Raw genomic sequence first — 26,531 nt, 5'->3', positions numbered from 1 at the left:
GCGTCGGCATTCGACACTGGGCTATCTTAGCCCGATGGAATTTGAAAACAAGGTCGGATTAGCTTAACTCGGTGTCCGAAAAACCGGCAGCAGGCCAACTTTCCGTTCCCGCATAATCTGTGCCCCTGGGCTTAAGACCACGTCACGACTATGCAGCTTTTGGAACTGGGTAAGGATATTGGCGAGGATGCCTTCACTCCCGACTTGCTCTCCCACATGACGTTGGCGCGGTACCAGCGGTGGGCCAACATTGTCCTCGGCGCGCAGGGTCTTCCCGATCCTTGTTTCCTTGAAAAGCCGGTGCGGTTTTCCCTTCCGTTTGGCACGCTCAGTTTCGTTGAACAGCGCGAGCGGTACGCCCCCCTCACCAACTTGCTTTTCCAGGAGGCCAGTCACTACGTCCCTAAACTCGTCAGCGGAAACGAGCTTCAGAAGGGAAAGCAGCAATCTAGCATTTGTTCGTTCTCGATCGTCAAACCGTCCGAGCCAAGCAGCAACGCGATCGTTGTCCAAGAAGTTTTGTGACACTGCGTCTCCGTTAAGTAGTCGTTTGGTCGTCAAAACCGTAGCGGAGCTTCACGACTAACCGCAAGGAATGCGTCCCCGGGGTGTGGGTGATCGAGCGATCGAAATAGAGAGCCGCCAAACTTCCCAAAGAATCAATTGCAATTATATTGCGAACCAAACTGCCGCGCTACAAGTCTAAGGAGATGAAAGAGCACGGTCTACGTTAGGCTCTGAAGCCGATCGACGCGGCTGCGCTGAAGCGTAAACGAAGTTAGGGCGCGCCGCCGACCGACAATCTAACCTTGAAAGACTCTATTTGATGTCGTTGAGATGCGAATCTGGACGACGTTCGAGCCATTTTCCAGAAATGCAAAACAAACGAGTGGGTTAGTCGAACTTGGGGGGTGGTTTTAGGTTCGATTCCCATCAAGACCTTCGGCCTGCTTTTCCGCGATAACCCCGGCATCAATGAAGGTATTGGGAAGGCAATGCGTCTACCAAGACCGCTGCCTTCCCAAGGATGTAGCATCAGACGCCCAAAATCACTAGCGCTTCACCGCCTGGTTGCTCTCGGAATGTGCAAGCGCCTGTGGCCACTGGTGTGTTTCGGCGTGCAAATTTGACCCCCTTGGCGGGGTAATCGGCGTCCAATTTTGACCCCCCTCAGATTTCATCTGACCATCCGGCTTTTGGCGGCGGATGGAGTGGGAGTTGAAGCGAGTGGATACGATTGCGCGTGTTCGACGGGCCTTCCATGTGCAGGGCTGGTCGGTGAAGAAGATCGTCCGGGAACTGCATGTGTCGCGCAACACGGTCCGCAAGATTTTGCGTTCCGACGAGACCGATTTTACCTATGAACGAGAGCGACAACCGCTGCCGAGGATCGGAGCGTGGAAGGCCGAGATCGAGCGGTTCCTGACGACCAACGAGGGCAAGCCATCGCGCGAACGGCTGACGCTGATCCGGATTTACGAGGAGGTCCGGGCACTCGGCTACGACGGCAGTTATGACGCGATCCGGCGATACGCCAAGACCTGGGCGAAGAACCGTGGAGCCGTGACGGCGGAAGCCTATGTGCCGCTCTATTACGCGCCGGGTGAGGCCTACCAGTTCGACTGGAGCCACGAGATCATTCTGATCAACGGCGTGACGACGACCGTCAAGGTCGCTCACGTCCGGCTCTGCCACAGCCGGATGATGTTCGTCAGGGCCTATATGCGCGAAAGCCAGGAGATGGTGTTCGATGCGCACGACAAGGCCTTCGCCTTCTTCCGTGGCACCTGCACACGCGGCATCTACGACAACATGAAGACGGCGGTCGAAGCCGTATTCATTGGAAAGGAGCGGCAATACAATCGCCGCTTTCTGCAGATGTGCAGCCACTATCTGGTTCACCCCGTCGCCTGCACGCCCGCATCCGGATGGGAGAAGGGACAGGTCGAGAACCAGGTTGGCCTCGTGCGTGAACGCTTCTTCACCCCACGCCTTCGCGTCAAAAGCCTGGAAGAGCTGAACGTGTGGCTGCTCGATAAGTGCATCGCCTACGCCAAGGCGCACCGCCATCCCGAGCAGACCGAGCGGATGATCTGGCAAATGTTCGAGGAGGAGCGCGGCAGCCTCGTCCATTACGTCGGGCCGTTCGACGGATTCCACTGCGTCCCGGCCTCGGTGTCGAAGACCTGTACTGTCCGCTTCGACAACAACAAATACTCCGTCCTCTCAACTGCGGTCGGCCGGCCGGTCGAGGTTCACGCCTATGCCGAGAAGATCGTCATCAGGCAGGACGGTATGAACGTCGGTGAGCATCCTCGTTGCTTTGGCCGTGGCGAGACGATTTACGATCCCTGGCATTATGTCCCTGTTCTGGCGCGCAAACCCGGTGCTTTGCGCAATGGTGCGCCGTTCCGTGAATGGGTCTTACCCACAGCGATGGAGAAAGTGCGCCGGCGGCTGAAGAGCGTCCATGATGGTGATCGGCAAATGGTCACTATCCTTGGCTGTGTTCCCACCGACGGCCTGGCGGCCGTCGATGCTGCCTGCCAGGAGGCTTTGGATCACGGCGTCTGCTCGGCCTCGGTGATCATCAACATTCTCGCCCGCAGCCGTGATCCGGCTCCGGCCGCAACTCTGCAAACCCCGGATGCGCTGCGGCTTACCCATGAACCGGTCGCCGACTGCGCACGCTACGACAGCCTCAGGAGGGCAAGCTGATGGAACGCACACAGGTTCTCGAACTCATGAGCACGCTGAAGCTCTATGGAATGCGCAGCGCCTACGACGAGGTCATGGGCAACGGCATCAAACGGCAGCACGAACCGCCGCGCATCGTTGGCGATCTGTTGCAATCGGAGATCGCCGAGAAGCAGGCCCGCTCCATTCGCTACCAGCTCAGCATCGCCAAGCTGCCGCTCGCAAAGGACATCGATGACTTCGACTTCGCCGATACGCCCGTCAATGAACCCCTGGTGCGGGAGCTGGCTACCGGCACCTTCGTCGCCGATCAGCGCAATGTCGTTCTCGTCGGCGGCACGGGAACCGGAAAGAGTCACCTTGCCATCGCGATTGCTCGCGCGCTGATCCGCAACGGAACACGCGGGCGCTTCTTCAACGTCGTCGATCTGGTCAATCGGCTAGAGACGGAAACGCGCAGCGGCAAGCAAGGGCGGACGGCCGACTATCTCAACCGTCTCGACTTCATCATCCTCGACGAACTCGGCTATTTGCCATTTGCCCAGGCAGGCGGTCAGCTCCTGTTCCATCTGATCAGCAGGCTCTACGAGCGCACGTCGATCATCGTCACCACGAACCTGGCGTTCGGAGAATGGCCGACGGTGTTCGGCGACGCCAAGATGACGACGGCGCTCCTCGACCGCCTGACCCATCACTGCGAGATCGTCGAAACCGGAAACGAATCCTGGCGCTTCAAGAACCGCTCTCAAAGCTAAAGCCGACGAACGGCATCACCCGCACTTGGCCTACCCTCTGCAACCCCGGCCAGCGCCGGGCAGGCCAAGCGCTGATCTACATCATCAGGGGGTCAAGATTGGACGCCGATATGGGGTGAATTTTGGATGCCGATTGATATGGGGTTAGCCGCCCGACATATCCAGGGAGGACAGGCACATGCGAATGAGCTGCTCGCGGATGGTCTCCTGCTCTGCCAATGGCAGATCTCGTTTGAAGACGTTTCTCGCGGTTCCGAGGCGGAACGGTCTGGCGCGGCTTTTACGGGCTTTGAGGTGGCGCGGTGGGGAGGAGACGTCCATATGCCAATCCAAAAGGCGAATGATCGTTCATATGACCCTGGTTGCGACACCATGCGGACACGAAGCTATTCAGCCCTCATGGTTCGGCTCAGCGAGCAAGGCGCTGCCGCAAGTCTGCGGTAACGCCTTTGCCCGCGACGGCATCAATTGATCCAGCGTCACCTGGCCAAACCGCTCCATCAACAGGCTTTCCGCTTGCTGCATCGTCTCCGCCAGCGCGGCATTGACGGTCCCTTCGATCCTGCATTCGGGATGCCTCCCACGCGAGCCGATGGCAAAGAGCGTCGGCCGCTCCAGCGCTTCATAAATGGCTAGTAGCGTGATCTCCTCAAGGGGCCGCGCGAGTTGCCAGCCCCCGCCATGACCCTTGCCCGAGACGACGTGGCCCGCGCGACGCAAGCCCGCCATCGTCCTGCGGAACACGGCCGGGTTGGTGCCCATGCTTCGGGCAAGAACCTCCGAGGTTAGCGGCTCCGTCACCTGCGCCATGTGCAAGAGCACATGCAGCACGTCAGACAGTCTCGTATCCTTGTTCATTGCTTACCCGGTTCATTCGGTCTTCTTCCTGCCGCTGTTCATGTAGCATCACTTGATACAAGAAGCCAAACCATGTTATGCATCTTCAACTGATACATAAGAAGGTTCGTCATGAGCGGTAATCCCAATCCATTCTCAGATCCGGCTGCCGTGAGCGACTATGTCCACGAAACGCCGCGCAAGGTGCCAGGGCTCGCAGACCTTCACAAAATGACGACGCTGCTTCTTGCCGAACGGGCGCCGGGCGCCGCGGACGTGCTGGTCGTGGGTGCCGGCGGCGGCCTGGAGATCAAGGCCATGGCTGAGATGCGGCCGGACTGGCGATTTACCGGTGTCGATCCCTCGCCTGCCATGCTCGACATCGCCCGCAAAACCACATTGCGTTGCGTCGAGCGCACGCATCTTATTCACGGAACGGCGGTGGATGCACCTGATGGTCCCTTCGATGGGACGGTGTGCCTCCTGACATTGCACTTCCTCGAATGGCACGAACGGCTGGAGACCCTCCAGGAGATCCGCAGGCGTCTCAAACCGGGCGGCGTTTTTGTCGCCGCCCATCACACCAAGATCGATGGACAAGCGGATCTCTGGCTGGCGAGGTCTGCGACATTTGCCGCAGGCCCGACTTCGGCGCCTGGCCATGCCGCAGCGTCCGCCAAGGCCATGGCTGAGCGGCTGCCGCTGCTTTCGCAAGATCAGGAAGAAGCGTCCTTTCGCGAAGCGGGCTTCCGGCAACCAAGCCTGTTCTACGCCGCCCTTTCATTTCGCGGCTGGGTCATGACCGCCTGATGCTCCGCGTATCGCCCTGCTGATGAGGAGGGATCAGCCGTGACCGAAATCTTCGATTTCGCCTTCGGGCCCTATCAGCAAAGGGCCAATGTCTTTCGTGCCTTTGGCGAGGTTCCCGATCTCCTGAAGGGTGCGCGCTGATGCTGTCAGGGCGTTGGCGATCACGCGGCCGAAGCCGCTCGAGGGGTGGAGTGCCATAGATCTCAGCATGCCGGGCGATCCACAACGACAGCAGCTCATAGGTGCACGGAGCTGGTTTACCGGCAACTGCCCGGGGGCCCGTATGTCCTGCGAAGTCGGCTTATGATGCTGTGCAACCGCATTCTTGGCATTGAATCTCATGGCTCCTAAATGGCTGGCTGGCTGGCTGGCTGGCTGGCTGGCAGGATAGATCCTGATGTAAACACTGGGATGGATCGAGGAAGGGGAAGCTTGGCTGCGCCGAAGGGTCTCCGGTGGTTATCGGCTTGCCCATATCCAGGGAGCGCTAGAGGCTGCAAGCCATACGATCGGTCACGTGTCAGAACATGGCAGGTGGATGCAAAATATTACAGTAGACGGTCGGATTGTATTGTCAGAGCTAGCTATCTACTGCCCGGCTTTCGCACGCGCCCACCGGAGTTTTCTAGCTTTTCAGTTTTCGAGATCCCAGAGAATGAAATTATCAAATCCAATGTGTTCCAGTTCCGAAGGCCACAACAAACGTTCCGGTCAGTGAAGAGTGTGCACACCTTGCCTACGTGTATTGAGCAGCAGCGGTGTCGGAGTTTTCCTTCAGCACAGTGTCGAACCGAGGATGCATGAAGCCAAGAGAAGCGTCAGCCGGAATTCCACAGCCAGGGCAAGGCGGCCCTTTCCGGTTCGTCTGTGATGATGAAATTTGGTCGAAGGGCTTTCTCGGCTATCCTCGGCGTTGAGTAGAGCTCCCTGATCCTTCTGGGATTGGCTGTCCCGCTCCCGTTCTGCCTCGCCAAGCCGGAAGGCATTGCACCCGGGGCTAGCAGCTGACGCGGCCTTTCAGCTCGGCGTTTCAATCGTGCCGGACTTCCCCATCGGGCATCGATGTTTGGTGATCATGCAGGCGATCGACCGATATGGGGAATGCGAGCTGACCTCGGGTCGCCATGGTGGCCTGATGGGCTGACGTGGCATGCAAGATGAAACCGTATTATCGGCTTGGCGCGGAGCGCCCACGGTTTTCCAGTAGTTAAGTAGCCTCCTCTTCCCGTATGGTGAAGATGCTCGGCTCAGCTCTCCATCGCTCCTTTTCCAACGGAAGTCGCAAGCCTTGGATATCCAGACAGAATGGCTGAAAACTGCCCCGACAACGCTGCCGGAACCCCAAACATTCGTTCAGTGAAGGAAGTTCAGCCCAGGATCGCGGCACTTTTTGCTGGCCGTGGAACGGTATGCCCTCATCCCTCGCCACTGCTATCATCAGACTGACATTTTGCAGACCAGCACGTTCCTTAGCATGGCTGAAATTTTCGGAGGAGGAGGGAGCGCCGTCAGAAGCGAAGAGACGCTGGAGCTATGCAGCAAATTGCAGGCCAAATCGCTTCTTTGCGCGATAAGGCGCTCTCGTGGGGAAAGGACCTTGGTCATGAATGACTTCGATGCCGTTATCGCGGATGGTGGCCGTCAAATTATGTTTTCGATCGAGCGCCAGCCCTTCGAAATCGATGTGACATTTCCCGAGGGCCCGAATATTCGAAAGGCGTTCGACGCTCTCAAAACTGTCAAACGCAAATTGAATAACACCCGGCCTTTTGGCCGGACAAAGACCATCGGGGTCATCACTCATGAGGCAATGCTGCCGCTAGCGAAGAAGGTCGATGTCGCCATTCGCGTCGAGGGTATTGGCACCAATGACGGCAGTCGTCCTCAGGATGTTTGGCTGAAAGCTGGCACGACATGGGCCGATGTCTTCAAAGCGGCGACGGAGGAAGAGACGATGACTGATTTCGATGACGAATGGGAATTTGGCGATCCGGACGGGGAGGAGGAACTGGATTTGGACGATGATGGGGACGAGACTGTAGATACAGATTGATATGCAGAGGGATTAGTTTCGTGTGCTTGGCCTTTGAACCATGTCATGCCGTATGGGTTTGTGAGTTTCCAGAAAGTATCCAAGCCTGGTACCGGGGTTCGGATCGCTTAGTCATCTCGGCGTCCTGCCGAGCATTAGTCCTCCTGCCTAGTCGCGATCGCTGAGGGTGTGGCGGTGCAGTCACGTGGTTTTTGGTTGGCAGGATATAGAAGATGTAATGTCCGTTTGTTTGTTCGAGGCGTCGCACGCCTCATCGTTCGTTTGTATGTTCGTTTTGAATGGGCGTTTGAGTTCGGTCGCGGCCCGCACGGTCTTGATCGCATTCTCCCCCGCGCGCCGGTTGTCACGAAGACTGTCTTCCTTGGTGAAGGCGATTTGGCGCCGTCCAACGGCGTTTTGGTCCCCGCATTGTCTGCGCGCTCGGCATAGACTGAGGTTGTGACGCAGTGTATCGTCCACGGCCTTCGTCATCGCAGCGCGCTCCACGCAAGCGTCGACATGGGCTCCTCAGTCTCTGCCTCGCCGCCGCGACGCCCGGTGCCAATGACATTCGAAGCCACTATTTTGCTGCCCGCTCGTATTCCAAGATCGGCTGAAGCTCCGTCATTCAACTCGATCACATATTTGGTAGGTTCACTCGACATGACCACTGTCTCGCTATCCGGGGCAAGATGCGGCCTTATTTCTTGAACGACGCCCTCGTCGTCGACAAAGAGCATGTCAAGCGGCAGAGGCGTATTCTTCATCCACATTTTGGCGACACGGGGCTCGGGAAATACGAAGATCATCCCCCATCCGTTGGTTAGCCGCTTGCGATACATCAGACCGAGGGTTCGCTGCTTTCGTGATGCCGCGACTTCCAGAGCGACGCGGTGTATTGGACCCTCGGTGTTGACGATGGTCGCCTCAATTATGCTGGGATCGAAAGTCTCGCTGGACGCGGCCAGATAACCAAGGACAAACGATGTTGTTGCAAGGACAATCTTGAGAGCGCAATCCAAAATCTTCATTTGTTGATCGCTGCGGCTACAAACGTGGATTCGGCAACATAACATCGTATCGGATGGTCTGCAGCCTCCCCCAAAAGGCGACGATACCGTGCCTGGGCGAGGGTGTCGGCGGTGAGCCAGCCTTCGCCTATGCAATTGTTGGTCAAGATGGTTGAAGCTTTCGGCGCTCGTTGATTCGCATCCAAGATCCTTCAGATGGCGGTTTCTTCGTGAAATCAACGGCGTGCGCTTTTAGCACGCCGACAAAGCTTCCGGGCCGTCGGTCCGAATCCTTTAAACTGCAAAATGAGGCATTGGCAGCTTGCCCCATCATTTTTGTCGATCAATCATCGTCGCCGTTTCCGATCATTGTTGTTCTCAACGACGCGAGGCGTCTGTCGCTCATTTTGGCGGCCGATATTCCAAACCCTCGGCATCATGTCGCCGTCGTCAGCACCGACAACTGGTCGGTATCGAACCTGCGCCGCAAGTCTCCAATGGCTTCGGGGTCCGGCTTCTGTCCGAGCGCGAACCTCAACTTAGGCGCCAGCTCATACCTGCAGCTTTGCGCCCCTTTGTCGGACATAGGGTTTGCGGCGGTGGTGCCCGAAAGCGGACGTAGCATCTACCGAGAATGGCGCCAAATCTCAGAGCTTTGAAGCGCCAATGGCAGACGTCGGCAAACGTTCGGCCCGAACCGTTTGAAATCTTGACCTCCTCCAATAGCTCAAAGCCGCATCTGGGACGTATCCCTCAGGTAGAGGTCGCAAAATACAAAAGCACCCATGCGACGTATCTGTTTGCGCTAGACAACTATGAGGGGACGGATAATGTCGACTTATCAGGTAACGCGACGCGATCGCGAGAAGGAAAAATTGGGGCGTGGCGCTTATCCCGACGGCAAATGACATCCAAGTGAGAGAAGTGCTCACCAAGTTCGAAGCCGAGTTTGCAGCGGTGGCAACGGCGATCGAAAATGGCGAATTTGCTCTGTGGATCGGGTCAGGGATCTCAAGAGAGGCGCCGAAGCTTGGAGATCTTATCGAGCGGGCTTTCGACTTTATTCGTACCAGGGCGATCGACGCGGCAACCGCCGACGACTACATGCCGGCGCTTGAGGAAGCGCTAGCGCTTGCTGAGGTAAATCCAGTTGATGTCGAGCCACAGTTCGGTCAGCCCCTAGCCACATGGCCTCAGCGCCCCGCTATCATCGAACGGCTATGGAATAAGTATTCTCGTGTCCTGGACATCCGGATCGCCGGAACTGCTGCTGATTTTATCCTCTGGGACGCAATCGACATCCGACAGGCTTTCTCACATCCAGCGCCGCCGGCGGCCGAACATCTGTGCATCGCGATCCTTATACTAGAGGGCGCCGTGCGGTCTCTTGCGTCGGCAAATTGGGACGGTTTCATCGAGGCAGCCGTAGCCCGCCTCAGTAACAACCTGCCTGGCGTTCTGCAGGTCGTCGTCGATCCCAACCAACTTCGTGGGCCTGCCGGCAATGCACGGTTGCTGAAGTTTCACGGCTGCATTGTTCACGCCGAACGTGAGCCTGCAGTGTTCAGGCGCTTCTTAACTGGAAGTTACACCCAGATCATGGGTTGGCCTGAAAATGCTGATTTCGCCGCGATGCGTAACGCTGTGGTCGCATTGGCGACCGAACAGAAAACCTTGGTTCTCGGACTTTCCATCCAAGACAATAATCTCCAAACGCTCTTCGCAAGGGCCAGGGCGATACATGCATGGCCGTGGCCGTGCGCGCCAGCAGCGCCTGCACATGTTTTTTGCGAAAACCAGATCCAGCAAGGCCAGCGCGATGTGCTGAAACTCTCCTACGGCGAGGCTTACAACAACAATCCAGCGGCTGTTCACGAGGCAACGCTGTTGCGGGCATGGGGCGAAAAAGTTCTGATTGCCCTTGTCCTGAAGCTTGTCGCCGGCAAACTTTCCAGATTCATGGAGCTTGCTCTGGCTCCCATGGGCAAAGGGATGATTGCCGCCGCGTTCGCACCATTGCTGACGGCGTTGCGCAACGATATTGCCGAACTTGCTGTGCCTGACCCCGGAGCGCATAATCGCACAAATTTTACAAATCGATCGATCGGCCTCTGGTCGCGGATGCTGTCGATTTACCGCAGTGGGGTTCTTCCAGTGAACCCAGACGCCTACGAGACACTCAGCAGCTTCACTCCCAATCTCATTGCCGCTGACCAAAATGCTCAAGCGATGGGGCTTGGGCGTCTGGGTGTGGCCTTGTCACTTCTTCAGCATGGCCGTGAAGCGGGGGTTTGGGAGTTGCATCCGCCGGCGTCGAACGATTTGGCGTCGGGTGCTATGACGGCGCGGCCGTCACGGCCCGGAGGAACTGACCGCCCGCTCTTCCTGGTGAAATCGGCAACTGAAGCGATCTCGCTCAAGAGCCAGGGCGCCTTTGCAAACGACAACGCGATCATCGTTCATGCCGACGATGCATGGCATCACATGGTTAGTGGAGGCGCAACGTCGCGGCGAGTTCGTGGAGCGCCCGGTCGAACAGGTCGCATCCAAGATACCCACGTGAGCCTGGGCAATCTGTTGTCGCGCTGTGCTGACGCTCCCACTCTACAGCAGGAGTTTGTCGCGGGGATCATGCTATGACCGGCTCGCCTCTCGTGAATGCAATCCAAAAGCGGCTCCGCCGTGGCGGTTATGATGATGTTTCTACACCATTCAAGGTTGCGGGCGTCGAATTTCGGTTCACTGCCGCGATGAGGGGCCGTGGGGGTCGTGCACTCGATCTCGTCATACTGGTCGATACGATGACGGGCGATTTCGGCGATCGCGACGGCACCTTGGTTCGTCAGAGAGTAGAAGCGCTTAGCCGCGCTCTCGACGTCACCGCGTCACGTTATGTGATTACGGTTATCCTAGCGGGCGCTGTCCTCGCGGAGGGAATAGAAATCTTGTCGGAGACGTGCCGCGTCCTGCAGGTCGAGAGCGTTGCACTCAACGACGAGGGTGATCCGGCGGATGAGAAAGCCGAGCGATGGCTCGACGATCGTATACGGGTGCTTCTTCCCTTGACGCTTCCAACGCTCACATCTGACGCGCACCAAGACGGCGGATCCACAATGGATCAGCTCGCTCGCGCGCTGCCCCCGACCACGCAGAAGACACTCGTTGACGCCTTGATCGCAGCTTCGAGCGCTGGCGAAGAGGCGGTGACTGAAGCCGCTGCATTGATCATCAACCAAGCACTGCAAGTCGAAACTGGAGTGGATCCATCATGAGTGATCTTGTCCTAAAAAGCCTCGACGTCAGTAATTTTCGAAGCATCCGCGGCAAAGTCCACGCTCCACTCGATGCCAAAGTGATCCTTGTGCACGGCGAGAATGGAGCCGGCAAGACGAGCCTGTTGTCGGCGGTTGAGCTCGCGTTGACAGGACGGATCCAATCTCTGGAGCGTGCTGATCCGGACTATCAAAGGCAATTGCTGCATCGAACGGCTACCGAGGGAACTGTCTTGATCAAGACGGTTACTGGAACGGCCGAACAGAGCTACGGTGCTCTATTGAATCCGACCGGGGCCATTTCGAATTCCGCTCTCGAGCAACAAAGCGCCTCCTTTTTCAGGGAACGCGTCTTCCTGCCGCAATCGCTGCTCGGTCAGTTGCTCCAAATCTATCAGGATGCCGGCAATGACGCAGGTTCGCCGCTCGCGCAATTCGTCGGCAAGCTCCTCGGCCTCGATCGACTGGATGCTCTCGAAGCTGGCCTGAAGCCCTTCGTCGACGTGCGAAACGTGCGGAAGAACGTAGACGGCTGGCTCGCGATGGAAAACGAGAAATCGCGTCTCGATCGCTTGCTGTCGGATCAGAAGAAGAGTCGCCAGTCTTTTGACCAGCAGGTCCAGTCGCTCATTTCAGAGCTTACTGCCCTATGTACGTCGCTAGGATTGACCAACACGGTCGCTGAGGCAGATCTGTCCGAGGTAGAGGTCGCAATCGCTGACCGTGGAGATTCTGAGGCTTTTTCGCTTCTGACTGACCAGCAACGAAGATTGGCATCAATCAGGCGCGAGATTGACGCGGCCCAGAACACCGCAGATTCTGGGCTTCCAACGACCAATGGAGATGAAGCCCGCGAGGCATATTTGCAGTGGGAGGAAGCCTATGGCGCGCAAGTTATTGCGTTGCGCAGTCGCGTCGAAGAGGTGCTGGCCAATGTCTCGCTTCCACCCAATATCGGCGAGGTTGTTGACATCGTGGTTTCCCAGCTGCGGACCGAGCAATCACAGCTCTCCGATCGTACGTCCCAGGCCCGAAAGGACATCTCAAGGCACGCAGCGGCGCAAGATGAACGCGATGTGGCGCAGCGCCAGCGCCAAACAATCGATGAAGAAGTAGCTCGCCTTTCGACAAACTCGGGTACCCTTGGCTCAGCGCTGGCGGAACTAACGGCCTTCATTTCAGATGACGTCTGCCCGGTATGCGATCGAAACTTTGGTGAGATCAGCCAAGTTCCACTCACGGAGCATGTTCACATGAAGGTTCGTACCCTGTCTGCTTCGGCAGAGCGATTGCTAACGCTAGGGCGCACCCGAAGCGAACTGCAGGTCAGCATCGAAAGGATCGATCGTGAGCTCGAGGCAATCGCCACTCGTAGGATCGACGATGAGACTTTGGCGGAGCTGGACCGGCGGCTCGCCTCAATTGTGGCAGTGATTTCGGAAATTGAGAGTTTGGGCGACGCGATACGTGAAGGCAGCCGTTTGCGTGCCCTCGATGTTGCAGCACGCCGCATCGCAAGTGTGGCCGAAACGACCAACATCTCGCTGGTCGCAGCGCGAGAGACCCTGAACGAATTTGCGCTTTCCGTCGGCGACACACCATTACATCAGGGTGAGTCATTCGCGGCGGGCGCAACTCGCCTTGAAACGTTTCTTAATGCCAAGGCAGCCCGTCTGGATCTCCGGCTGTCAACTCGACGCAATGCAGCGGACAAGATCGCCACGATTCGATCAATGGTTTCGCGACGCAAAGACGTCGATGCGCAAATTGCAACAGACCTCGCAGCGTGGGAACTGGCTGACCATGCGCTTGCGCGTGCTCAAGCTTTACGAGATCAGGGTAACGAAATTAGAAACGTCGTTGACCGCGTTCGCTCATCGATGATCCGGCGAGAGTTTAATGAGCGGCTCAATCGTCTATGGCGCGATCTGTTCGTTCGCTTGGCCCCAGGCGAGCCATTCGTCCCCGCCTTTCGGATTCCAGAATCGTCGACGCAAAAGTTGCAACCGCGGCTTATCACAGAACATCGAGATGGCGGGGACGCAGGTGGCACACCGGGCGCAATGCTGAGCGCTGGAAACCTCAACACAGCGGCCCTGACACTATTCATTGCCCTGCACCTGTCTGTACCGAATGAACTTCCCTGGCTCATCCTCGACGATCCAGTTCAATCAATGGACGACGTTCACATAGCTCACTTCGCAGCCTTGCTCAGGACGCTTTCAAAGGAGCACGGTCGCCAGATAATGATAGCGGTCCACGACCGCCAGCTCTTCGAATATCTCAAGCTTGAGCTCAGTCCGGCCTTTTCCGACGACAGTCTCCTGACGCTTGAATTATCGCGTGGACCACGTCGGGACAGCGTATGCGTTTCGCAACGCTTCTCGTTCAAGGAAGAGACAGCTTTGTTTGCAGCCTGAGATGCTCCGCAGGGCCGGAAGCGCGCCTAGTTCACCAGAACCTGACAGGCAGATTTCGGCCCCAATCCCGCCAGTGAGCAAAGCGCCTTCGAGTTGGCCGTTACCGATCTTGAACCAAGCTCCCCTAAGCAGCCATTCGTTGAATTCCGCAGCAAGGTCCTGATAGGGCGGAAAGCGGATATGCGGCGCTGCGGCTGCGCTCCCCAGCCACTAGCGATTGCTGCCATTCACGAGCCCGTATCCCACCCTTCTGGCAGAACCTCGCTCCTCACCCCCGAATATGCCCGGTGCGCGGAGGCAGAGTGCCGCAGCAGATTTTGATGCCCGGCCATCTCTCGACTAAGTCACGGGCTCGGCAACGGCTGCGTGCCTTATGACGATGTCTAGAATTTCCGCCGGCTTGAACGCGACATCCCATGCCCAGTCGCCGAAGCCGCCCGCCGCGTTTACCGCCTTCACCCACTCGTTCAACGCGCCCCGCTTGGCCTTATTCTGAGGGCTGTCGGTGCCTTTGATCTCAATCGCCAGAATGGTGCCGCTGGCAAGGCGGACGAGGAAATCCGGAACATACCGTCGCCGTGAACCGGCCCACATGTAGTAGATCTGGAAGCCGAGATGATCGTTCTTGGCATAGGCGATGACGTCGTCGCGCTTCTCGAAGATGTTCGCTGCATGTCCTTCCCAGGATGAATCCCCGACCAGGTGGCTGATATGCGACTTGGTGGTCGGAAAGCACGGCTTGGTGGTGTACCAGGTCCGCATCTGGCCGGTGGCGCCGATCGGGTTTTCCTCGTCGAACACCGGCGTCAGACGTTCCGTGTTCTGCTCGGTCACGTTGCTCAGCACATGCTGAACCACAAGGTCGATGTTGAGTGCGATCAGAATCCGCCGCCGAAGCGGGTCGGAGTGAAAGAGCGACGGGATGTTGAGGCGGTCGGAGTTGAGGAACGCCTCGACGATCCTGACCAGCTGCGCCGCGAGATACTCGTGGTTACCCGAAAAACCGTGGCTGAGTTCGGCGAAGGCCTTCCGCGCTGCTTGAAAGACGAGACGTTGCAGACGAAAGCCGTCAGGCAGTTTCTCGAGGTCGATGGCTGTCACCTTGCCCATGTCGGTCGCGCCGCCGAGCGCGGGGGCCAATTCCGCGCTGATTGGCGTGCTGGCAGGGTCGAGCACGAGCGGTGTTACCTTGCTCCAGTCCATGGAAAGTTGCGGTCTCACGACCGTTTCAACCCGTAGCACATTCGGCCAGCGAAGTTCCAGGTGGGCCCGCTCGGGCAGGACTTCGATCTGGGTGGTCGGCTTCGGAGGCGGCGGAGCTTCACCGCCTTCGCCTGTCTCCGAAATGGAAAGCGGCACACCGAAAACGTTGACGTATTCGGGCAGGAACAGACCATTATCGTCCGTGTCATAGGACACCCGACGCAATCCGCGCCCAACGACCTGTTCGCAGAGCAGCTGCGAGGTGAAGGCCCGGAGACCCATGATGTGCGTGACGTTCTTGGCGTCCCATCCCTCCGACAGCATCGCAACCGATATGACGTTCTGCAGATCCTGTCCGGCCGCACCCCGCTTTCCGACGTTGTCGACGATCTCGCGCAGCAGATCCTCCTTCTTCAAGGCGAGGAACTGCTGGCGGCGCGTTTCCGGGATGTCTGCCGCATCGATGATCGCTTTCAGCCGGGCCTCGTAATCCTTGTCGGAGGTCGCGGTCTCGCCGATCTCCGCCTTCTCCAGAACCTTGGAATCGACACGGAGCGTTCGAGTCGGTGCGTGCAAGTCGGGCCAGTGCGCATCGCCCTTGTTGAAATAGGTCTCAATGCGGGCAGCGGTCTCGGTGCGATTGCAGACCGTGAGCATGACGGGCGGCGAATGATGTCCGGCCTCCTGCCATTGCGCCCAGGTTTCCCGCCAGTCGGCGCCGAGCAGCGTATAGGCGTCCTGGACCAGCTTCGGCAGCGCCTCATGCGCTTCGGCCTTGCGGTTCAGATCTTCGGAAACGGTCGGGTCGCGGTAAATGTGGTAGAGTTTCGAGCGCAGCGTCTTCGCATCCGGAACCGCATCGTCCCTGACCACCACGCGCGGGGTCTTCACCAGTCCGGCCTCGATCGCGTCGTTCAGGCCGAAATCCGAGATGATCCAATCAAACAGCGCCGAATCGGTGCTCTTCTTACCCGTCGGCGCGAAGGGCGTGGCCGACAGGTCGAAGCAGCGCTGGATGCGTCGGGTCTTGTGGATGCGGTCGAGCCCCTCGATCCAGCGCGTTGCCTCGTCGAGGTCGATGCCATGCTCCTCGGCATGCTTCTTGCTGATCTTCACCTCGGGCGGCTTGCGATAGGCGTGGTGCGCTTCGTCGTTGATGACGATGATGTCCTTGTGCGCCGCCAGCTTGCCCAGCACGCGCCGTGTGAAGGCCTCGTCGGATTCGCGCCCCTTCTTCACCACAGAGCGGTCGGCTTCCTTCAGGGGCATCAGCGTGTGCCAGTTCTCGATCAGCACCTCGGCCTGGTTCAGCTTCTGGCGCAGGGCCTCGGACGGGCACAGGTTGAATTCGTCGTAATAGCTGCCCACGCGGGGCAGCAGCACCTGCAGCCGTTCCTTTACCGTCAGGCCCGGCGCCACGATGAACACGGCGCGGCTGAAGTCCTTGTTCCGCTTAGGATAGGTCAGCGCGTTCAGCACTTGCCAGGTGATGATCATCGCCATCACCGTGGTCTTGCCCGCTCCCGTAGCCATCTTGTTGCAGAGCCGCTCCCAGTCGCCGCCATCGCCGGGGATCGCGATGCCCTGCTTGTAGGCCTTGGCGCCCTCGACCCACCAGATCAGCGTCTCGATGGCCTCAAGCTGACAGAAATAGAACGGATGCTGCCGCGCCTCGCGATCGTGCCAGTGCTCCAGCAGTTTGCGGGTGACGATGGTCACGCCAGGCCAGCCGTCTTCGCGCCACTGATCCACGCGGGTACGGATCGTGTTCACCAGGTACAGCACCTCGGTGCGCTTGGTGTTGTTGCGCGCGTCGAAGACCTCGTAGCTTGCCGGTCGCCGCTCGGATTTGATCTCCAGCTTGCCGCCCTTGGCCTCGACCCAATGCTGCGCCGGGCAGGCGAAGGGCGAATTGATGATGAGGGACATGGGCTTATCCCTCCAGCGACATTATCTTGAGCGACTCGATCCCGCGGTCGTCCACGATCTTTACCGCGATGCGCCGGTTCTCGCCTTCTTCGAAGGGCAGCGAGACTGTGCCGTGGAACTGCTGCAGCAGGTCCTCGTCCAGTTCAGCCCGCACGGTCTTGCGCAGGCGGTTCCAGCCACCCTTCGCATCCGCCATCGGGAAGAACACCTGATGCGGCATCAAGGATCGGTTGTCGTAATCCACGTCCAGCGACCACATGGCGATCTGCTTGGTGCCGCCCGAAACCAGATCGCCCTTGCGCGGATCGAAATAGTCGAAACCGTTGACCTGAACCTCCCACAACCCGTCCTTGCGCCTGCGCAGGTCCACATCGGGCTGGCCCATCAGCCAGAAGGATTGGTTGGAGCTGCGGCCCTTCTTCAAATCCTCGGTCAAAAGGTCGGTGTTCATCTGCGCCTTGAGCAGCGTCACGCCGGGCCAGTTCACCTCGTCGATGTCCTTCGCGGCCTCCGGATCGAAGGTGAAGGCGCAGAACAGGATGAATTTCGGCGACGGGCGCAGGGTCTCGGCCTCGGTCAGCGCTAGTTCCACCTGCCGCTGCTCCAAAGCCGCGTGCTCGGGGCCGAAGCTGACGACTACGCGCTCGCCGGTCTCGGCCAGCGATCCGCTGGCGTGGATGTGCTTCAGTCCCGGCAGCGTCTCGAACTCGGCGAAGCGGAGCATGGCGCCGCCCTTGCCGCGCACGCCGGTCTTCAGGAGTTCGTTGCGCCACAGCGCCTGGCGTGACGTCTCGCCAGAGCGGGCGACGGTCTCGTCGGCCTCTTGCGGGGGTAGGCTGTCGTCCAGCGACAGGACTGTCGGCGCCGGCACCGCCTCGACCGAGAACGGCCCGCAAATGCGCAGCTTGGAGCGGTCGATGCGCGGCTTGTCGTAAAGCGTCTCCTGCTCGGCGTGGTCACTGATGCTCTGGTCCATGCGGCGCTGCATCGCCTGACGGGCGGTGTGGAAGGCCTCAAAAGCGGCGCGGGCGGCCTCCGGCCAATCCTCGGGCCAGTCGAAAGGCACCTCCCATTCGTGCAGCGTGTCGCCCTTAGCGAAGTCCACCGGTTTGCCCTTACGCAAGCCGTGCGAGGGCTTGAGGGACTTCGGCGGTGCGGCGGTCAGCGCGGCGTTGAGGTCTGCGAGCGTCGCCGCGATCTTCGGGTGTTCTTCGTTCCAGATGGTGTCGATGTCAGGGTTTGTGACGATGCTCTTCAACATGACGTGCGGGACGGACGCATAATCGAAGCCGCCCTTCAGCCCTTCATGCGGGTAGCGGAGCGCGTAATAGTCGAAGCTGGCGGTCATCAACCGCTGCTTGGCCAGAGTGATCGCCACGCGTGAGGTGTCGCAGGTGATCCAACGCCGCCCCCATTTCTCGGCCACGGCCGCAGTAGTGCCAGAGCCGCAGGTCGGATCAAGGACCAGATCGCCGGGATCGGTCGCCATAATCATGCATCGTTCCACGACTTTTTCCGAAGTTTCAACCACATAGCGTTTCTCTGATGCGAAGCCCGCGATGCCGGTATCTGCCCACATGTTGTCTTCCGCAAACGCAGGGAAATCATCAAAATAGCGGACATAGTAGAGGCCTGTTGAAGTGGCGCTAAGACGTCCCGCCTTCTTCAAGCGCAACATTCCTTCTTCGTTAGTTTTCCAACGGACTTTTTCCGAGGGGAGCAGTTCAACCCCGTCAAACTCTACCGGAAACCACGACGCAGCCCCCTCACCCTTGTCGCGCCCAGCGCTCTGGCTGGTGAGGTTGTCAATTCTGAATACCCTTGCCTTCTTATCGAGGGAGGCGGGATCACTCAGTTCTGTTTTTGTGATTGCGCGCTCAGAAAGATTGGGAAGACGAACTTTCCTGTAGGCCGAGCCTCCTACGCCGCCAACTTCTTTCACGATGTATGGCTGCCGGAATTTCAGGTGCGCTTTGTCTTTTGCGTAGAAAAGAATGAGATCATAGGTTCCAGATAGGTTTTCCGATGTCGCACTCGATGTCTTCGTAAAGATGATCTGTGAAACGAAGTTCTCAAGGCCAAATACTTCGTCGAGCACGTCTCGGACCAAATGGCAATTTTCTTCGCCAATCTGCACGAAAACCGACCCACTCTCGGTCAGCAATTCCCGCGCCAGCATCAGCCGGTCGCGCAGATAGGTGAGGTAGGAGTGGATGCCGAGTTCCCAGGTGTCCCGGAACGCCTTGATCATCTCGGGTTCCTGGGTCAGGTCATCATCCGAGCGGTCCTTCACGTCGCGCTTGTTGGTGAAGGGCTGGAAGTTCGACCCGTATTTGATGCCGTAGGGCGGGTCGATGTAGATCATCTGCACCTTGCCGCCCATGCTCTCCTTGGTCAGGAGCGAGTTCATCACCAAGAGGCTGTCGCCCGCCACCAACCGGTTCGACCAGCCCTTTTCGTGGTGGTAGAAATCCAGCGCCTGGCGCAGTGGCAGGTTCTCGAACGGCGCCGCGAACAGGTCCGGCTGCCGCCATTGCGTCGCCGCGTCCTTACCCTTCAGACGCTTTGCCGCATTGGCGAGGATCGTCGCCGGGTCCACCCGTTCATGGACATGGAGCGAGACAGTATCGACCTCGACGCTGGTCCGTTCAGCCTTGCCTGTCCAGTTAAGATAGGGCGCCTGCAGCCGCTTCAGTTCCTGCAGCGCGTCCCGCATCCGCTCCGGATCGTCGCTGGCCAGCGCATCGTCGATGAGCCGTTCGATCCCGGCCCGCGCAGAGTCGAAGTTCAGCACTGGGTCCAGATGCGGGTCATATGCCCAGACCGTCTTCTCGCCATCCGGATCGGTGCCGGCATGGACCATCCCGACCTCGGGGTTATTCACCCGCGTCTCGCCGTGGCGGTAGGAGAGGACCTGCACCGGCCCGTCCGGCCTGCGCGCGGCCATTTTCCCGGCCTTGGCCAGCGTCTTCCGTGGCGCAGCCTCTTCGGTGTGGGTCAGTTCGAACCCATCGTCCTCGTCGCCCTCATCCTCGTCCAGGACGCCATCCTCATCGTCCGGTTCATCTATGACACGGAAGATCGACCCGCCACGTCCCTTGCCACGGCCCAGCACGCCCTCATCGGTCAGCGCATCGCGCGCGGCTATGTAGTCGTCTTCGGCAAGGTCCGGCATGTGCTCGCGCAGCAGCGCCAGCATAGCCCCGTTGCCAATGGTGGAACCATCTTCGGGTGTCAGGGACAGGATCAGGTTCGAAATATCGGACATGGGGGCCAGGAACTCACGAAACGGTCTTGTTTTCCACTACCTATCGCGTCGGTTGTCCGTTTGCACCTAGAAATTCAATTCCCTCATGCCCGACCGAAGATCAGAAAGCGAGCGAGTATGCGAATGGCCCATTCGGCGAAGCTGCAGTATCGAGGGTTGTCGCAAATGGCCTCTAAGGGACGTAAGTGACACCGCTCCTGTCAACGCGGAACGTCTGCTTTACCCTCTGCCCTCCAACAAACGGCCTGGCAGGTTGCGGCCCCAAATCAGTCATTTCAGGCACGCCAAGTTTTTCGCCGTCAATCAATTCCGGGCCCGGAGAAACGTTCAACGACACTCCTTCCACCCGAAGAGCGGGGTGGGTGCGATGGCACCGACCCATTCTCGGTCTATCAATATTTGAGTTTGAAACGGTGAGGAGCCGATGCCGGCATCGGCTGTCATATGGATGGTGTCTGATTGACGCGTTATACGTGTCGGCATGGCTAAGAAGCAGCTTTCCGTTGGTCTCGACCGAACGCTTTCGTTTCTGTCTGATGTTCGGCAGATAAACAACCACGCAGACCTGACCGCAGCTGTAAAGCGAGCCACGGCCATGTTCGGGGTTGAGAAGATTCTGGCGGGTTTCATCCCAAAACCCGGAACTCTGCCGAGCGAGCAATTGCGCCACGTGCTCCTCTCCGACTGGCCCGAGGATTGGGCCACGATCTATTTTCAAAGGGGATTGCTGTTCCAGGACCCCACGATTCGCCGTGTCCTCCGCATGCAGCCGACATTCGCCTGGTCCGAGCTGCGGAGCCAACCGGACCTCGGCAAGAGCGAGAGCTTCGTCATGGACAGTGCCCGGGACTTCTCGTTGCAGAGTGGCTGCACGGTTCCGTTGTTGTCTCTCGATGGACGCCATGTGGGGTTCTCATTCGCCGGCTCTCACATAGACGACAGCCCGGAAGCGAAAGGAGTGATGACGCTCATCGCGAGCTTTGCCTTCGGACGAGCGGTGGAACTCAGGAACAATGAGCTCCGCGCGATGGTGCGCCTGACCGCCCGTGAGCGGGACACCTTGTCCTGGATCGCAGCCGGAAAGACCGACTGGGAAATAGGGGTCATCTTCGGCATCTCGGAGAAGGCCGTCGCCAAGCACGTATACAATATCCGCATGAAGCTCGGAGCAGTGAACCGCGCGCATGCCGTCGCCGAAGCTTTTCGTCTGAGACTGATCAGCTAACGGCTGTCAAGGTGGGGACTTCCCCACTGTTGTGCCTCATTCCGAAACAGCAGACTTGCTCCAATTTGCTGGGGGCTTGTCATGATCGAAATCATCACCACCGAAAACATCCACCTCTACCGGACCGAAATGGATGAGGCATACCGGCTTCGTCACGATGTCTTTGTCGACGAAAAGGGCTGGCGTGATCTGGCGCAGGCGGACCAGCGCGAGATCGACCAGTTCGACAACGAACATGCCCTGCACATGATTTGCAGGCAGAACGGCAAGGTTGTCGGCTATCAACGGATGCTGCCGACCACCAGGCCGCATCTGCTGTCCAGCGTCCTCGCCGACCTATGCGAAGTCGAGCGGCCGGTCGGCGACGATATTTGGGAGTGGACGCGCTACTGCGTCGCAAAACCCCACCGCGAGCGCGGACGCGCACTCAGTCCGGTCGCCAATGCACTGCTGTCTGCCATCGTGGAATGGGGAATGGAGTCTGGGGTCGACCGTATCATTATCGAGATGGAACCGATTTGGCTCCTGCGCTTGGTTCAGCTCAATTTCATGGTTACGCCGCTCGGCATCCCGAGAGAAATCGGCGGAGATAGCGTCGTGGCTGTCGTTGCCAAATTCGATCACCGCACGCTCCAAATGCTGCAGGCCATGCGCGGAAACAGCAAGCGGGTGCTCAAGGACGGCCCCCCATTGGCTGCCGTGGCGGCGCAATAGAAATGGACAAGAGGCAACATATGGCCACCTCGGTAAAGGAGGCATCCTTGGACATTTCCAAAGCGCGCCAGGAAATACTGAATACCGTTCAAGCCGCCCGGCAGGGAGGACATCTGTTCCTGATATACCTTTTGGCCATGGTCCTTGAAGAGCTTACCAATATCGAACGCGGGCAGCCGACCGAACTCTAGGGTTGGTCATCCGCTGCCGTGGCAATCGCGGTGACAAATGACACGACCGCCCTTCGCAGCGCGGGGCTTTTGATATTGGAAAAATGCCTGTTCATTTCGAGGGCATCGCCGGCGGCAATCAGGTCGACCAACTTGCGCATTTCGGCTGACGTGTCAGCGATATCCGGCGTTGCCCTTTCTGTTTCGTCGAAAAAGAAGTCCGGCGGCACCCCGAGAGCATTTGCCGCCGCGACAATTCTGCTGGCGCTGATCCGATTTTTTCCGTTCTCGTACTTCTGTATCTGCTGGAATGTAACGCCGAGCAGACCGCCGAGTTCGGCCTGACTCATCCGCCTCAGGCGACGCGCATTCTTGAGACGCGAGCCCGCGCGAACGTCAGCCTCATTCGGGCTTTTCTTGTGAGTTGCCACCATTCCGTCTTGTCGCCGAAAGAATTGAATTGTCACCATAGATGCAAACTATGATTGCATCAATACCGGCAGCCCAGGCGCCAACGGCGAGGAGTTCCAACTGCCATCTCGCAGCCACAGCATCTAGAGCGCCAGCTGCAGTTGCGGTTCCGTCGATAACGCCCGCTGCTCCAGCGAAGACAGCGTGACGCCGAGGAGACGAATTCCCTTCTTCGGTGGAAAGACCGGCGCGAGAAGGATGCCGACGACGTCTTCAAGATCGGCGATTGCCGGCAGTGCTTGAGGAAAGGTCCTGCTGCGGGTGATCTGGCTGAAATCGGCAAACTTGACCTTCAGCGTCACGGTCTTGGCGCCAATCTCATTGGCCTCGCAATAACCCCATACCTTTTCGATCAACGGCCGAAGTCCTTCTCGTGCCAACTCAAAGGAATGAATGTCCTCCGCGAATGTGTCTTCGGCGCCGACCGATTTTCGCACCCGGTCCGGTCGGACCTCGCGATTGTCGATCCCACGGGCGATCCCGTAGAAATATGGTCCCGACTTCCCGAAATGCTGAACGAGAAACGCGAGCGTCTGTGCCTTGAGATCCGCGCCGGTCTCGATGCCGAGCCGATGCATCTTCTCGGCGGTCGCCGGTCCGACACCGTGGAACTTCTTGATCGGAAGCCGCTCTACGAAGCCCGGTCCGTTCCTCGGTGTTATAACGGCCTGGCCGTTCGGCTTGTTGAGATCGCTCGCCATCTTGGCCAGGAACTTGTTGTAGGAAATTCCCGCTGACGCGTTCAGTCCCGTCGCGACCTTGATCCTCGCGCGGATTTCCGCGGCGATCTCGGTCGCGATCTCCATGCCCTTCAGGTTTTCGGTGACGTCGAGATAGGCCTCGTCGAGCGACAACGGTTCGATCAATGCCGTGTATTCGGCGAAGATTGCGCGGATCTGCGACGACACAGCCTTGTAGACGTCGAAGCGTGGCGGGACGAAGATCAGGTCGGGGCATTTGCGCCTGGCCGTCACCGAGGGCATCGCCGAGTGAACGCCGAATTTACGCGCTTCGTAGCTTGCCGCTGCCACCACGCCGCGGGCGGCAGGACTGCCGACGGCGACCGGCAAACCCTTCAGCTCGGGATTGTCGCGCTGCTCGACCGATGCGTAGAAGGCATCCATGTCGATATGAACGATCTTGCGCGGCCGGCCCTGGCCTTCTTCGTCTGTCATGGACCCGCTTCCGTCCGCATTATGAACCCGAATATGGGATATGCTTGCCGCATTTCCCGCCGGTTGACGCCAAAACGCGATCGCATGAGAAAAATTTCCGATCCGTTCATCGGTTTGAATCCTTTCGCGGATTCACCAGCCTGGCATCGCCTCTCAACTTTGACGGGTCGTATGCGCATTGACTCGTTTTCAGCAAAAGAACAAATACAGAACATATGCCAGTTTCTCAAGCCGAAAACGGGCTGCGAAAGAAGACCATGACTGCCGCCTCCATCTCGAACACTGTCCTCGACGAGTTGCGCGAGAAGATCGCCAACCTGGAGGGGGCGGGCTCGCGCCATCGAAGCGTTCTTCCGTTCGGCGTGCCGGAGATCGATGCGCGCCTGCCGGGTGGCGGACTTGCCTGCGGCGCCCTGCATGAGGTGGCGGGTGGTGGAAACGGTGCAATTGACGGGGCGGCGGCCGCGCTCTTCGTCGGGGGCATCGCTGCTCGAACCACCGGCAAGGTGGTCTGGTGCCTCACGCGCTTCGATCTCTTCTTTCCGGCACTCGCTCAGGTCGGGCTTCACCCCGACCGCGTCATCTTCGTCGAGTGCGACAAGGAAGAGACGATGCTCGCCAGCTTCGAGGAGGCGCTGCGCTATGGCGGCCTCGGGGCCGTCGTCGCCGAACTCGTGCGCCTGCCGATGACGGTGTCGCGCCGGCTGCAGCTTGCCGCTGAGAAGTCGGGCACATTGGGTCTGGTGATCCGCCGCTGGCGGCGCCAGAGCGAAGCCTCCGACTTCGGTTCGCCGACGGCTGCGGCAACGCGGTGGCGGATCTCGGTTCTGCCGTCCGAACCGTTGCCGGTGCCGGGCGTCGGGCGGGCGCGATGGCTCGCGGAACTGATCCGGGTGAGGGCAGGAGAGAGCGCGGAATTTGTCTTAGGTGCATGTGATGGTCAGGGTCGTATCTGTCTTTCTTCCGACGCTGGCGACGGATCGGGTGAGACGCGCCGATCCCTCGCTGCCCGTTGAAACCCCGCTCGCGGTAATCGCCAGGAGCGGTTCGAAGCGGTGGATTGCCGCGGCCGACAAGGCGGCTCTCCAACACGGACTTCATGTCGGCATGCCGGCGGCCAAGGCGCAGGCGCTGGTCCAGGGGCTGATGATGATCGACGCCGATCCGGTGGCGGACCGTGCAGCTCTCGAACGTCTGACGCTATGGGCCTTGTCACAATATTCTCCTGTTGTTGCCATGGATCCTCCGGACGGGATCGTCATGGACACCGAAGGCGCCGATCACCTTCAGGGTGGCGAGGAGCTAATGCTGTCCGGCCTCGTCAATCGTTTCCGCGCGCGAGGCCTTGCGGCCCGTGCGGCCATCGCCGACACCTGGGGCGCCGCGCATGCGCTGGCCCGGAGCACAAGTCGCGGGACCGTCATCGTCCCGCGCGGAGAGACCGCCAGCGTCGTAGGGCGCTTGCCGCTGTCATCGTTACGATTGCCGGTCGAGACCGTTGCCCGACTCCGCACCCTCGGCTTTGCCACTGTCGCCGATCTGGAAGCGACGCCGCGCGCCCCTTTGGCTCTTCGCTTCGGCCCGGAGGTCGGGCGCCGTCTCGACCAAATGCTCGGGAGGGTCGCGGAGCCCATCGATCCGATCCGGCCGGCGGACCTGATCGAACTGCACAAGCTCTTTGCCGAACCGATCGGCGCTGCGGAAACCATCGAGAAGTACGTCGGCCGGCTGGTGCGCCAGCTTTGCCTCGAGCTCGAACAGCGCGGACTCGGCGTGCGTCGCACCGACCTCGTCATTCACCGCGTCGACAACACCATGCAGGCGCTCAGGGCCGGCACCGCAAAGCCGGTTCGTGATGTTGCCTGGCTGATGAAGCTCTTCCGCGATCGTTTCGAGAGGATCGAACCCGGCTTCGGCATCGAGAAGCTCAGCCTTGCCGCCACCCTCGTCGAACCACACCCCGAGGTTCAATCGGCCTCTTCCCTGATCGAGGATCAGATGACGGACGTGACGCCGCTCATCGATGTGCTCGGCAATCGTGGCGGCCAGCGGATTTTCCGTGTCGCGCCGGTCGCAAGTGACGTGCCCGAACGCAGCGTCCAGCGGATCGCGCCGATGACGGACGAGGTCGGTGCCACATGGCCGCTGCAGTGGCCGAGACCGGCCCGGCTTCTCGCACGTCCCGAGGCGATCGAGGTGATCGCTCTGCTGCCGGACCATCCGCCGGCCTCGTTCACCTGGCGCGGCAAGCGCCGCCGCGTGAAGCGGGCCGACGGCCCGGAGCGCATCTTCGGCGAGTGGTGGAAGCGAAGCGCCGAATGGGTGGCGGTGCGCGACTATTTCGTCGTCGAGGACGAGGTAGGCGAGCGCTTCTGGATCTTCCGGTCCGGTGATGGCGTCGATACGCAAACCGGGTCTCACGACTGGTTCCTGCATGGGATCTTTGCATGATGCGCTACGCCGAGCTTCAGGTGACGACGCATTTTTCTTTCCTCAGGGGCGCGAGCTCGGCCGAGCAGCTGTTCACGACGGCAAAACTGCTC

General features: G+C 59.3%; 19 protein-coding genes and 2 pseudogenes. 15 read left to right on the top strand and 6 right to left on the bottom strand.

Annotation, left to right across the window (positions count from 1 at the left end):
* The first annotated feature begins 150 nt into the window (after window positions 1-150).
* The 3 genes and pseudogenes from NHF53_RS22420 (at window position 151) to istB (ending at window position 3,452) form a co-directional block, all read left to right on the top strand.
* Window positions 151-525, top strand: a complete 375-nt coding sequence (locus NHF53_RS22420) for a hypothetical protein (RefSeq protein ID WP_252836179.1) — start codon at window positions 151-153, stop codon at window positions 523-525.
* A gap of 693 nt (window positions 526-1,218) precedes the next feature.
* Window positions 1,219-2,712 (top strand): annotated as a pseudogene (gene istA / locus NHF53_RS22415) (IS21 family transposase); the annotation flags it as partial.
* Window positions 2,713-2,717: 5 nt separating this feature from the next.
* On the top strand, window positions 2,718-3,452 hold the full coding sequence (gene istB, locus NHF53_RS22410) for an IS21-like element helper ATPase IstB (RefSeq protein ID WP_056816139.1): 735 nt from the start codon (window positions 2,718-2,720) through the stop codon (window positions 3,450-3,452).
* A gap of 390 nt (window positions 3,453-3,842) precedes the next feature.
* Here the strand turns inward: istB and NHF53_RS22405 are convergent, their stop codons facing one another.
* Window positions 3,843-4,310, bottom strand: a complete 468-nt coding sequence (locus NHF53_RS22405) for an Rrf2 family transcriptional regulator (RefSeq protein ID WP_252836178.1) — start codon at window positions 4,308-4,310, stop codon at window positions 3,843-3,845.
* 111 nt (window positions 4,311-4,421) lie between these two features.
* Here NHF53_RS22405 and NHF53_RS22400 point away from each other — a divergent pair, with 111 nt between their 5' ends.
* A complete protein-coding gene (locus NHF53_RS22400; RefSeq protein ID WP_252836177.1) occupies window positions 4,422-5,099 on the top strand; it encodes a class I SAM-dependent methyltransferase in 678 nt (225 codons plus the stop codon).
* 1,603 nt (window positions 5,100-6,702) lie between these two features.
* Complete coding sequence (locus tag NHF53_RS22395; RefSeq protein WP_252836176.1) at window positions 6,703-7,152, top strand: hypothetical protein; 450 nt, start codon at window positions 6,703-6,705, stop codon at window positions 7,150-7,152.
* A gap of 467 nt (window positions 7,153-7,619) precedes the next feature.
* On the opposite strand, the gene NHF53_RS22390 is transcribed toward NHF53_RS22395, so the two are convergent.
* Complete coding sequence (locus NHF53_RS22390; protein ID WP_252836175.1) at window positions 7,620-8,162, bottom strand: DUF192 domain-containing protein; 543 nt, start codon at window positions 8,160-8,162, stop codon at window positions 7,620-7,622.
* A 170-nt stretch (window positions 8,163-8,332) separates the two neighbouring features.
* Between NHF53_RS22390 and NHF53_RS22385 the strand changes: the two genes are divergently transcribed.
* The 4 genes from NHF53_RS22385 to NHF53_RS22370 all read left to right on the top strand — a co-directional run bounded on the left by NHF53_RS22385 (window position 8,333) and on the right by NHF53_RS22370 (window position 13,833).
* Window positions 8,333-8,800 (top strand): hypothetical protein, encoded by a 468-nt coding sequence (locus NHF53_RS22385; RefSeq protein WP_252836174.1) that lies wholly within the window; start codon window positions 8,333-8,335, stop codon window positions 8,798-8,800.
* A 223-nt stretch (window positions 8,801-9,023) separates the two neighbouring features.
* On the top strand, window positions 9,024-10,781 hold the full coding sequence (locus NHF53_RS22380) for an SIR2 family protein (protein WP_252836173.1): 1,758 nt from the start codon (window positions 9,024-9,026) through the stop codon (window positions 10,779-10,781).
* The gene (locus NHF53_RS22375) at window positions 10,778-11,413 is read left to right on the top strand and encodes a hypothetical protein (RefSeq protein WP_252836172.1); all 636 of its coding nucleotides are present in this window, start codon (window positions 10,778-10,780) and stop codon (window positions 11,411-11,413) included. The genes NHF53_RS22380 and NHF53_RS22375 overlap by 4 nt, the downstream gene beginning before the upstream one ends.
* Entirely contained in the window at window positions 11,410-13,833 is a 2,424-nt protein-coding gene (locus NHF53_RS22370) for an AAA family ATPase (RefSeq protein ID WP_252836171.1), read from the top strand. Before NHF53_RS22375 ends, NHF53_RS22370 begins: the two co-directional genes overlap by 4 nt.
* 339 nt (window positions 13,834-14,172) lie before the next feature.
* Here NHF53_RS22370 and NHF53_RS22365 read toward each other — a convergent pair whose 3' ends face one another.
* Together NHF53_RS22365 and NHF53_RS22360 are read right to left on the bottom strand one after the other, a co-directional pair.
* Window positions 14,173-16,965 (bottom strand): BPTD_3080 family restriction endonuclease, encoded by a 2,793-nt coding sequence (locus NHF53_RS22365; protein WP_252836170.1) that lies wholly within the window; start codon window positions 16,963-16,965, stop codon window positions 14,173-14,175.
* Window positions 16,966-16,969: 4 nt separating this feature from the next.
* Window positions 16,970-20,233: a site-specific DNA-methyltransferase gene (locus NHF53_RS22360; protein ID WP_252836169.1), complete on the bottom strand. Its 3,264-nt coding sequence runs from the start codon at window positions 20,231-20,233 to the stop codon at window positions 16,970-16,972.
* Between the two features lie 481 nt (window positions 20,234-20,714).
* Here NHF53_RS22360 and NHF53_RS22355 point away from each other — a divergent pair, with 481 nt between their 5' ends.
* From NHF53_RS22355 to NHF53_RS22345, 3 genes are all read left to right on the top strand, one after another.
* Entirely contained in the window at window positions 20,715-21,458 is a 744-nt protein-coding gene (locus tag NHF53_RS22355) for a LuxR family transcriptional regulator (protein WP_256481298.1), read from the top strand.
* An 81-nt stretch (window positions 21,459-21,539) separates the two neighbouring features.
* Window positions 21,540-22,172, top strand: a complete 633-nt coding sequence (locus tag NHF53_RS22350) for an acyl-homoserine-lactone synthase (protein ID WP_252836167.1) — start codon at window positions 21,540-21,542, stop codon at window positions 22,170-22,172.
* Between the two features lie 47 nt (window positions 22,173-22,219).
* On the top strand, window positions 22,220-22,363 hold the full coding sequence (locus NHF53_RS22345; RefSeq protein WP_165351066.1) for a hypothetical protein: 144 nt from the start codon (window positions 22,220-22,222) through the stop codon (window positions 22,361-22,363).
* Here NHF53_RS22345 and NHF53_RS22340 read toward each other — a convergent pair.
* Together NHF53_RS22340 and dinB are read right to left on the bottom strand one after the other, a co-directional pair.
* Window positions 22,360-22,773 (bottom strand): helix-turn-helix domain-containing protein, encoded by a 414-nt coding sequence (locus NHF53_RS22340; protein ID WP_252836166.1) that lies wholly within the window; start codon window positions 22,771-22,773, stop codon window positions 22,360-22,362. The genes NHF53_RS22345 and NHF53_RS22340 overlap by 4 nt on opposite strands.
* Before the next feature lie 123 nt (window positions 22,774-22,896).
* Window positions 22,897-23,988 carry a DNA polymerase IV gene (dinB, locus tag NHF53_RS22335; RefSeq protein WP_252836165.1) on the bottom strand — a complete coding sequence of 364 codons (1,092 nt, stop codon included), beginning with the start codon at window positions 23,986-23,988 and terminating at the stop codon, window positions 22,897-22,899.
* Window positions 23,989-24,245: 257 nt separating this feature from the next.
* Here dinB and NHF53_RS22330 point away from each other — a divergent pair, with 257 nt between their 5' ends.
* The 3 genes and pseudogenes from NHF53_RS22330 to NHF53_RS22320 all read left to right on the top strand — a co-directional run.
* The gene (locus tag NHF53_RS22330; RefSeq protein ID WP_252836164.1) at window positions 24,246-25,004 is read left to right on the top strand and encodes an ImuA family protein; all 759 of its coding nucleotides are present in this window, start codon (window positions 24,246-24,248) and stop codon (window positions 25,002-25,004) included.
* Window positions 24,925-26,439, top strand: coding sequence for a DNA polymerase Y family protein (locus NHF53_RS22325; RefSeq protein WP_252836163.1), 1,515 nt, complete (start codon window positions 24,925-24,927; stop codon window positions 26,437-26,439). The genes NHF53_RS22330 and NHF53_RS22325 overlap by 80 nt, the downstream gene beginning before the upstream one ends.
* Window positions 26,439-26,531 (top strand): annotated as a pseudogene (locus tag NHF53_RS22320) (DNA polymerase III subunit alpha); the annotation flags it as partial. The gene NHF53_RS22325 and the pseudogene NHF53_RS22320, both read left to right, overlap by 1 nt.

Origin of the sequence: Ciceribacter sp. RN22, from assembly GCF_024054295.1 — a bacterium.
Classification (GTDB): Bacteria; Pseudomonadota; Alphaproteobacteria; order Rhizobiales; family Rhizobiaceae; genus Allorhizobium; species Allorhizobium lividum.
This window is presented reverse-complemented; position numbering and strand designations above follow the sequence as displayed.

Bases quoted from the DNA above. Each gene is read 5' to 3' on its own strand.
- NHF53_RS22420 (WP_252836179.1), top strand. From the start codon at position 151: ATGCAGCTTTTGGAACTGGGTAAGGATATTGGCGAGGATGCCTTCACT.
- istB (WP_056816139.1), top strand. From the start codon at position 2,718: ATGGAACGCACACAGGTTCTCGAACTCATGAGCACGCTGAAGCTCTAT.
- NHF53_RS22405 (WP_252836178.1), bottom strand. From the start codon at position 4,310: ATGAACAAGGATACGAGACTGTCTGACGTGCTGCATGTGCTCTTGCAC.
- NHF53_RS22400 (WP_252836177.1), top strand. From the start codon at position 4,422: ATGAGCGGTAATCCCAATCCATTCTCAGATCCGGCTGCCGTGAGCGAC.
- NHF53_RS22395 (WP_252836176.1), top strand. From the start codon at position 6,703: ATGAATGACTTCGATGCCGTTATCGCGGATGGTGGCCGTCAAATTATG.
- NHF53_RS22390 (WP_252836175.1), bottom strand. From the start codon at position 8,162: ATGAAGATTTTGGATTGCGCTCTCAAGATTGTCCTTGCAACAACATCG.
- NHF53_RS22375 (WP_252836172.1), top strand. From the start codon at position 10,778: ATGACCGGCTCGCCTCTCGTGAATGCAATCCAAAAGCGGCTCCGCCGT.
- NHF53_RS22370 (WP_252836171.1), top strand. From the start codon at position 11,410: ATGAGTGATCTTGTCCTAAAAAGCCTCGACGTCAGTAATTTTCGAAGC.
- NHF53_RS22365 (WP_252836170.1), bottom strand. From the start codon at position 16,965: ATGTCCCTCATCATCAATTCGCCCTTCGCCTGCCCGGCGCAGCATTGG.
- NHF53_RS22360 (WP_252836169.1), bottom strand. From the start codon at position 20,233: ATGTCCGATATTTCGAACCTGATCCTGTCCCTGACACCCGAAGATGGT.
- NHF53_RS22355 (WP_256481298.1), top strand. From the start codon at position 20,715: ATGGCTAAGAAGCAGCTTTCCGTTGGTCTCGACCGAACGCTTTCGTTT.
- NHF53_RS22350 (WP_252836167.1), top strand. From the start codon at position 21,540: ATGATCGAAATCATCACCACCGAAAACATCCACCTCTACCGGACCGAA.
- dinB (WP_252836165.1), bottom strand. From the start codon at position 23,988: ATGACAGACGAAGAAGGCCAGGGCCGGCCGCGCAAGATCGTTCATATC.
- NHF53_RS22330 (WP_252836164.1), top strand. From the start codon at position 24,246: ATGACTGCCGCCTCCATCTCGAACACTGTCCTCGACGAGTTGCGCGAG.
- NHF53_RS22325 (WP_252836163.1), top strand. From the start codon at position 24,925: ATGGTCAGGGTCGTATCTGTCTTTCTTCCGACGCTGGCGACGGATCGG.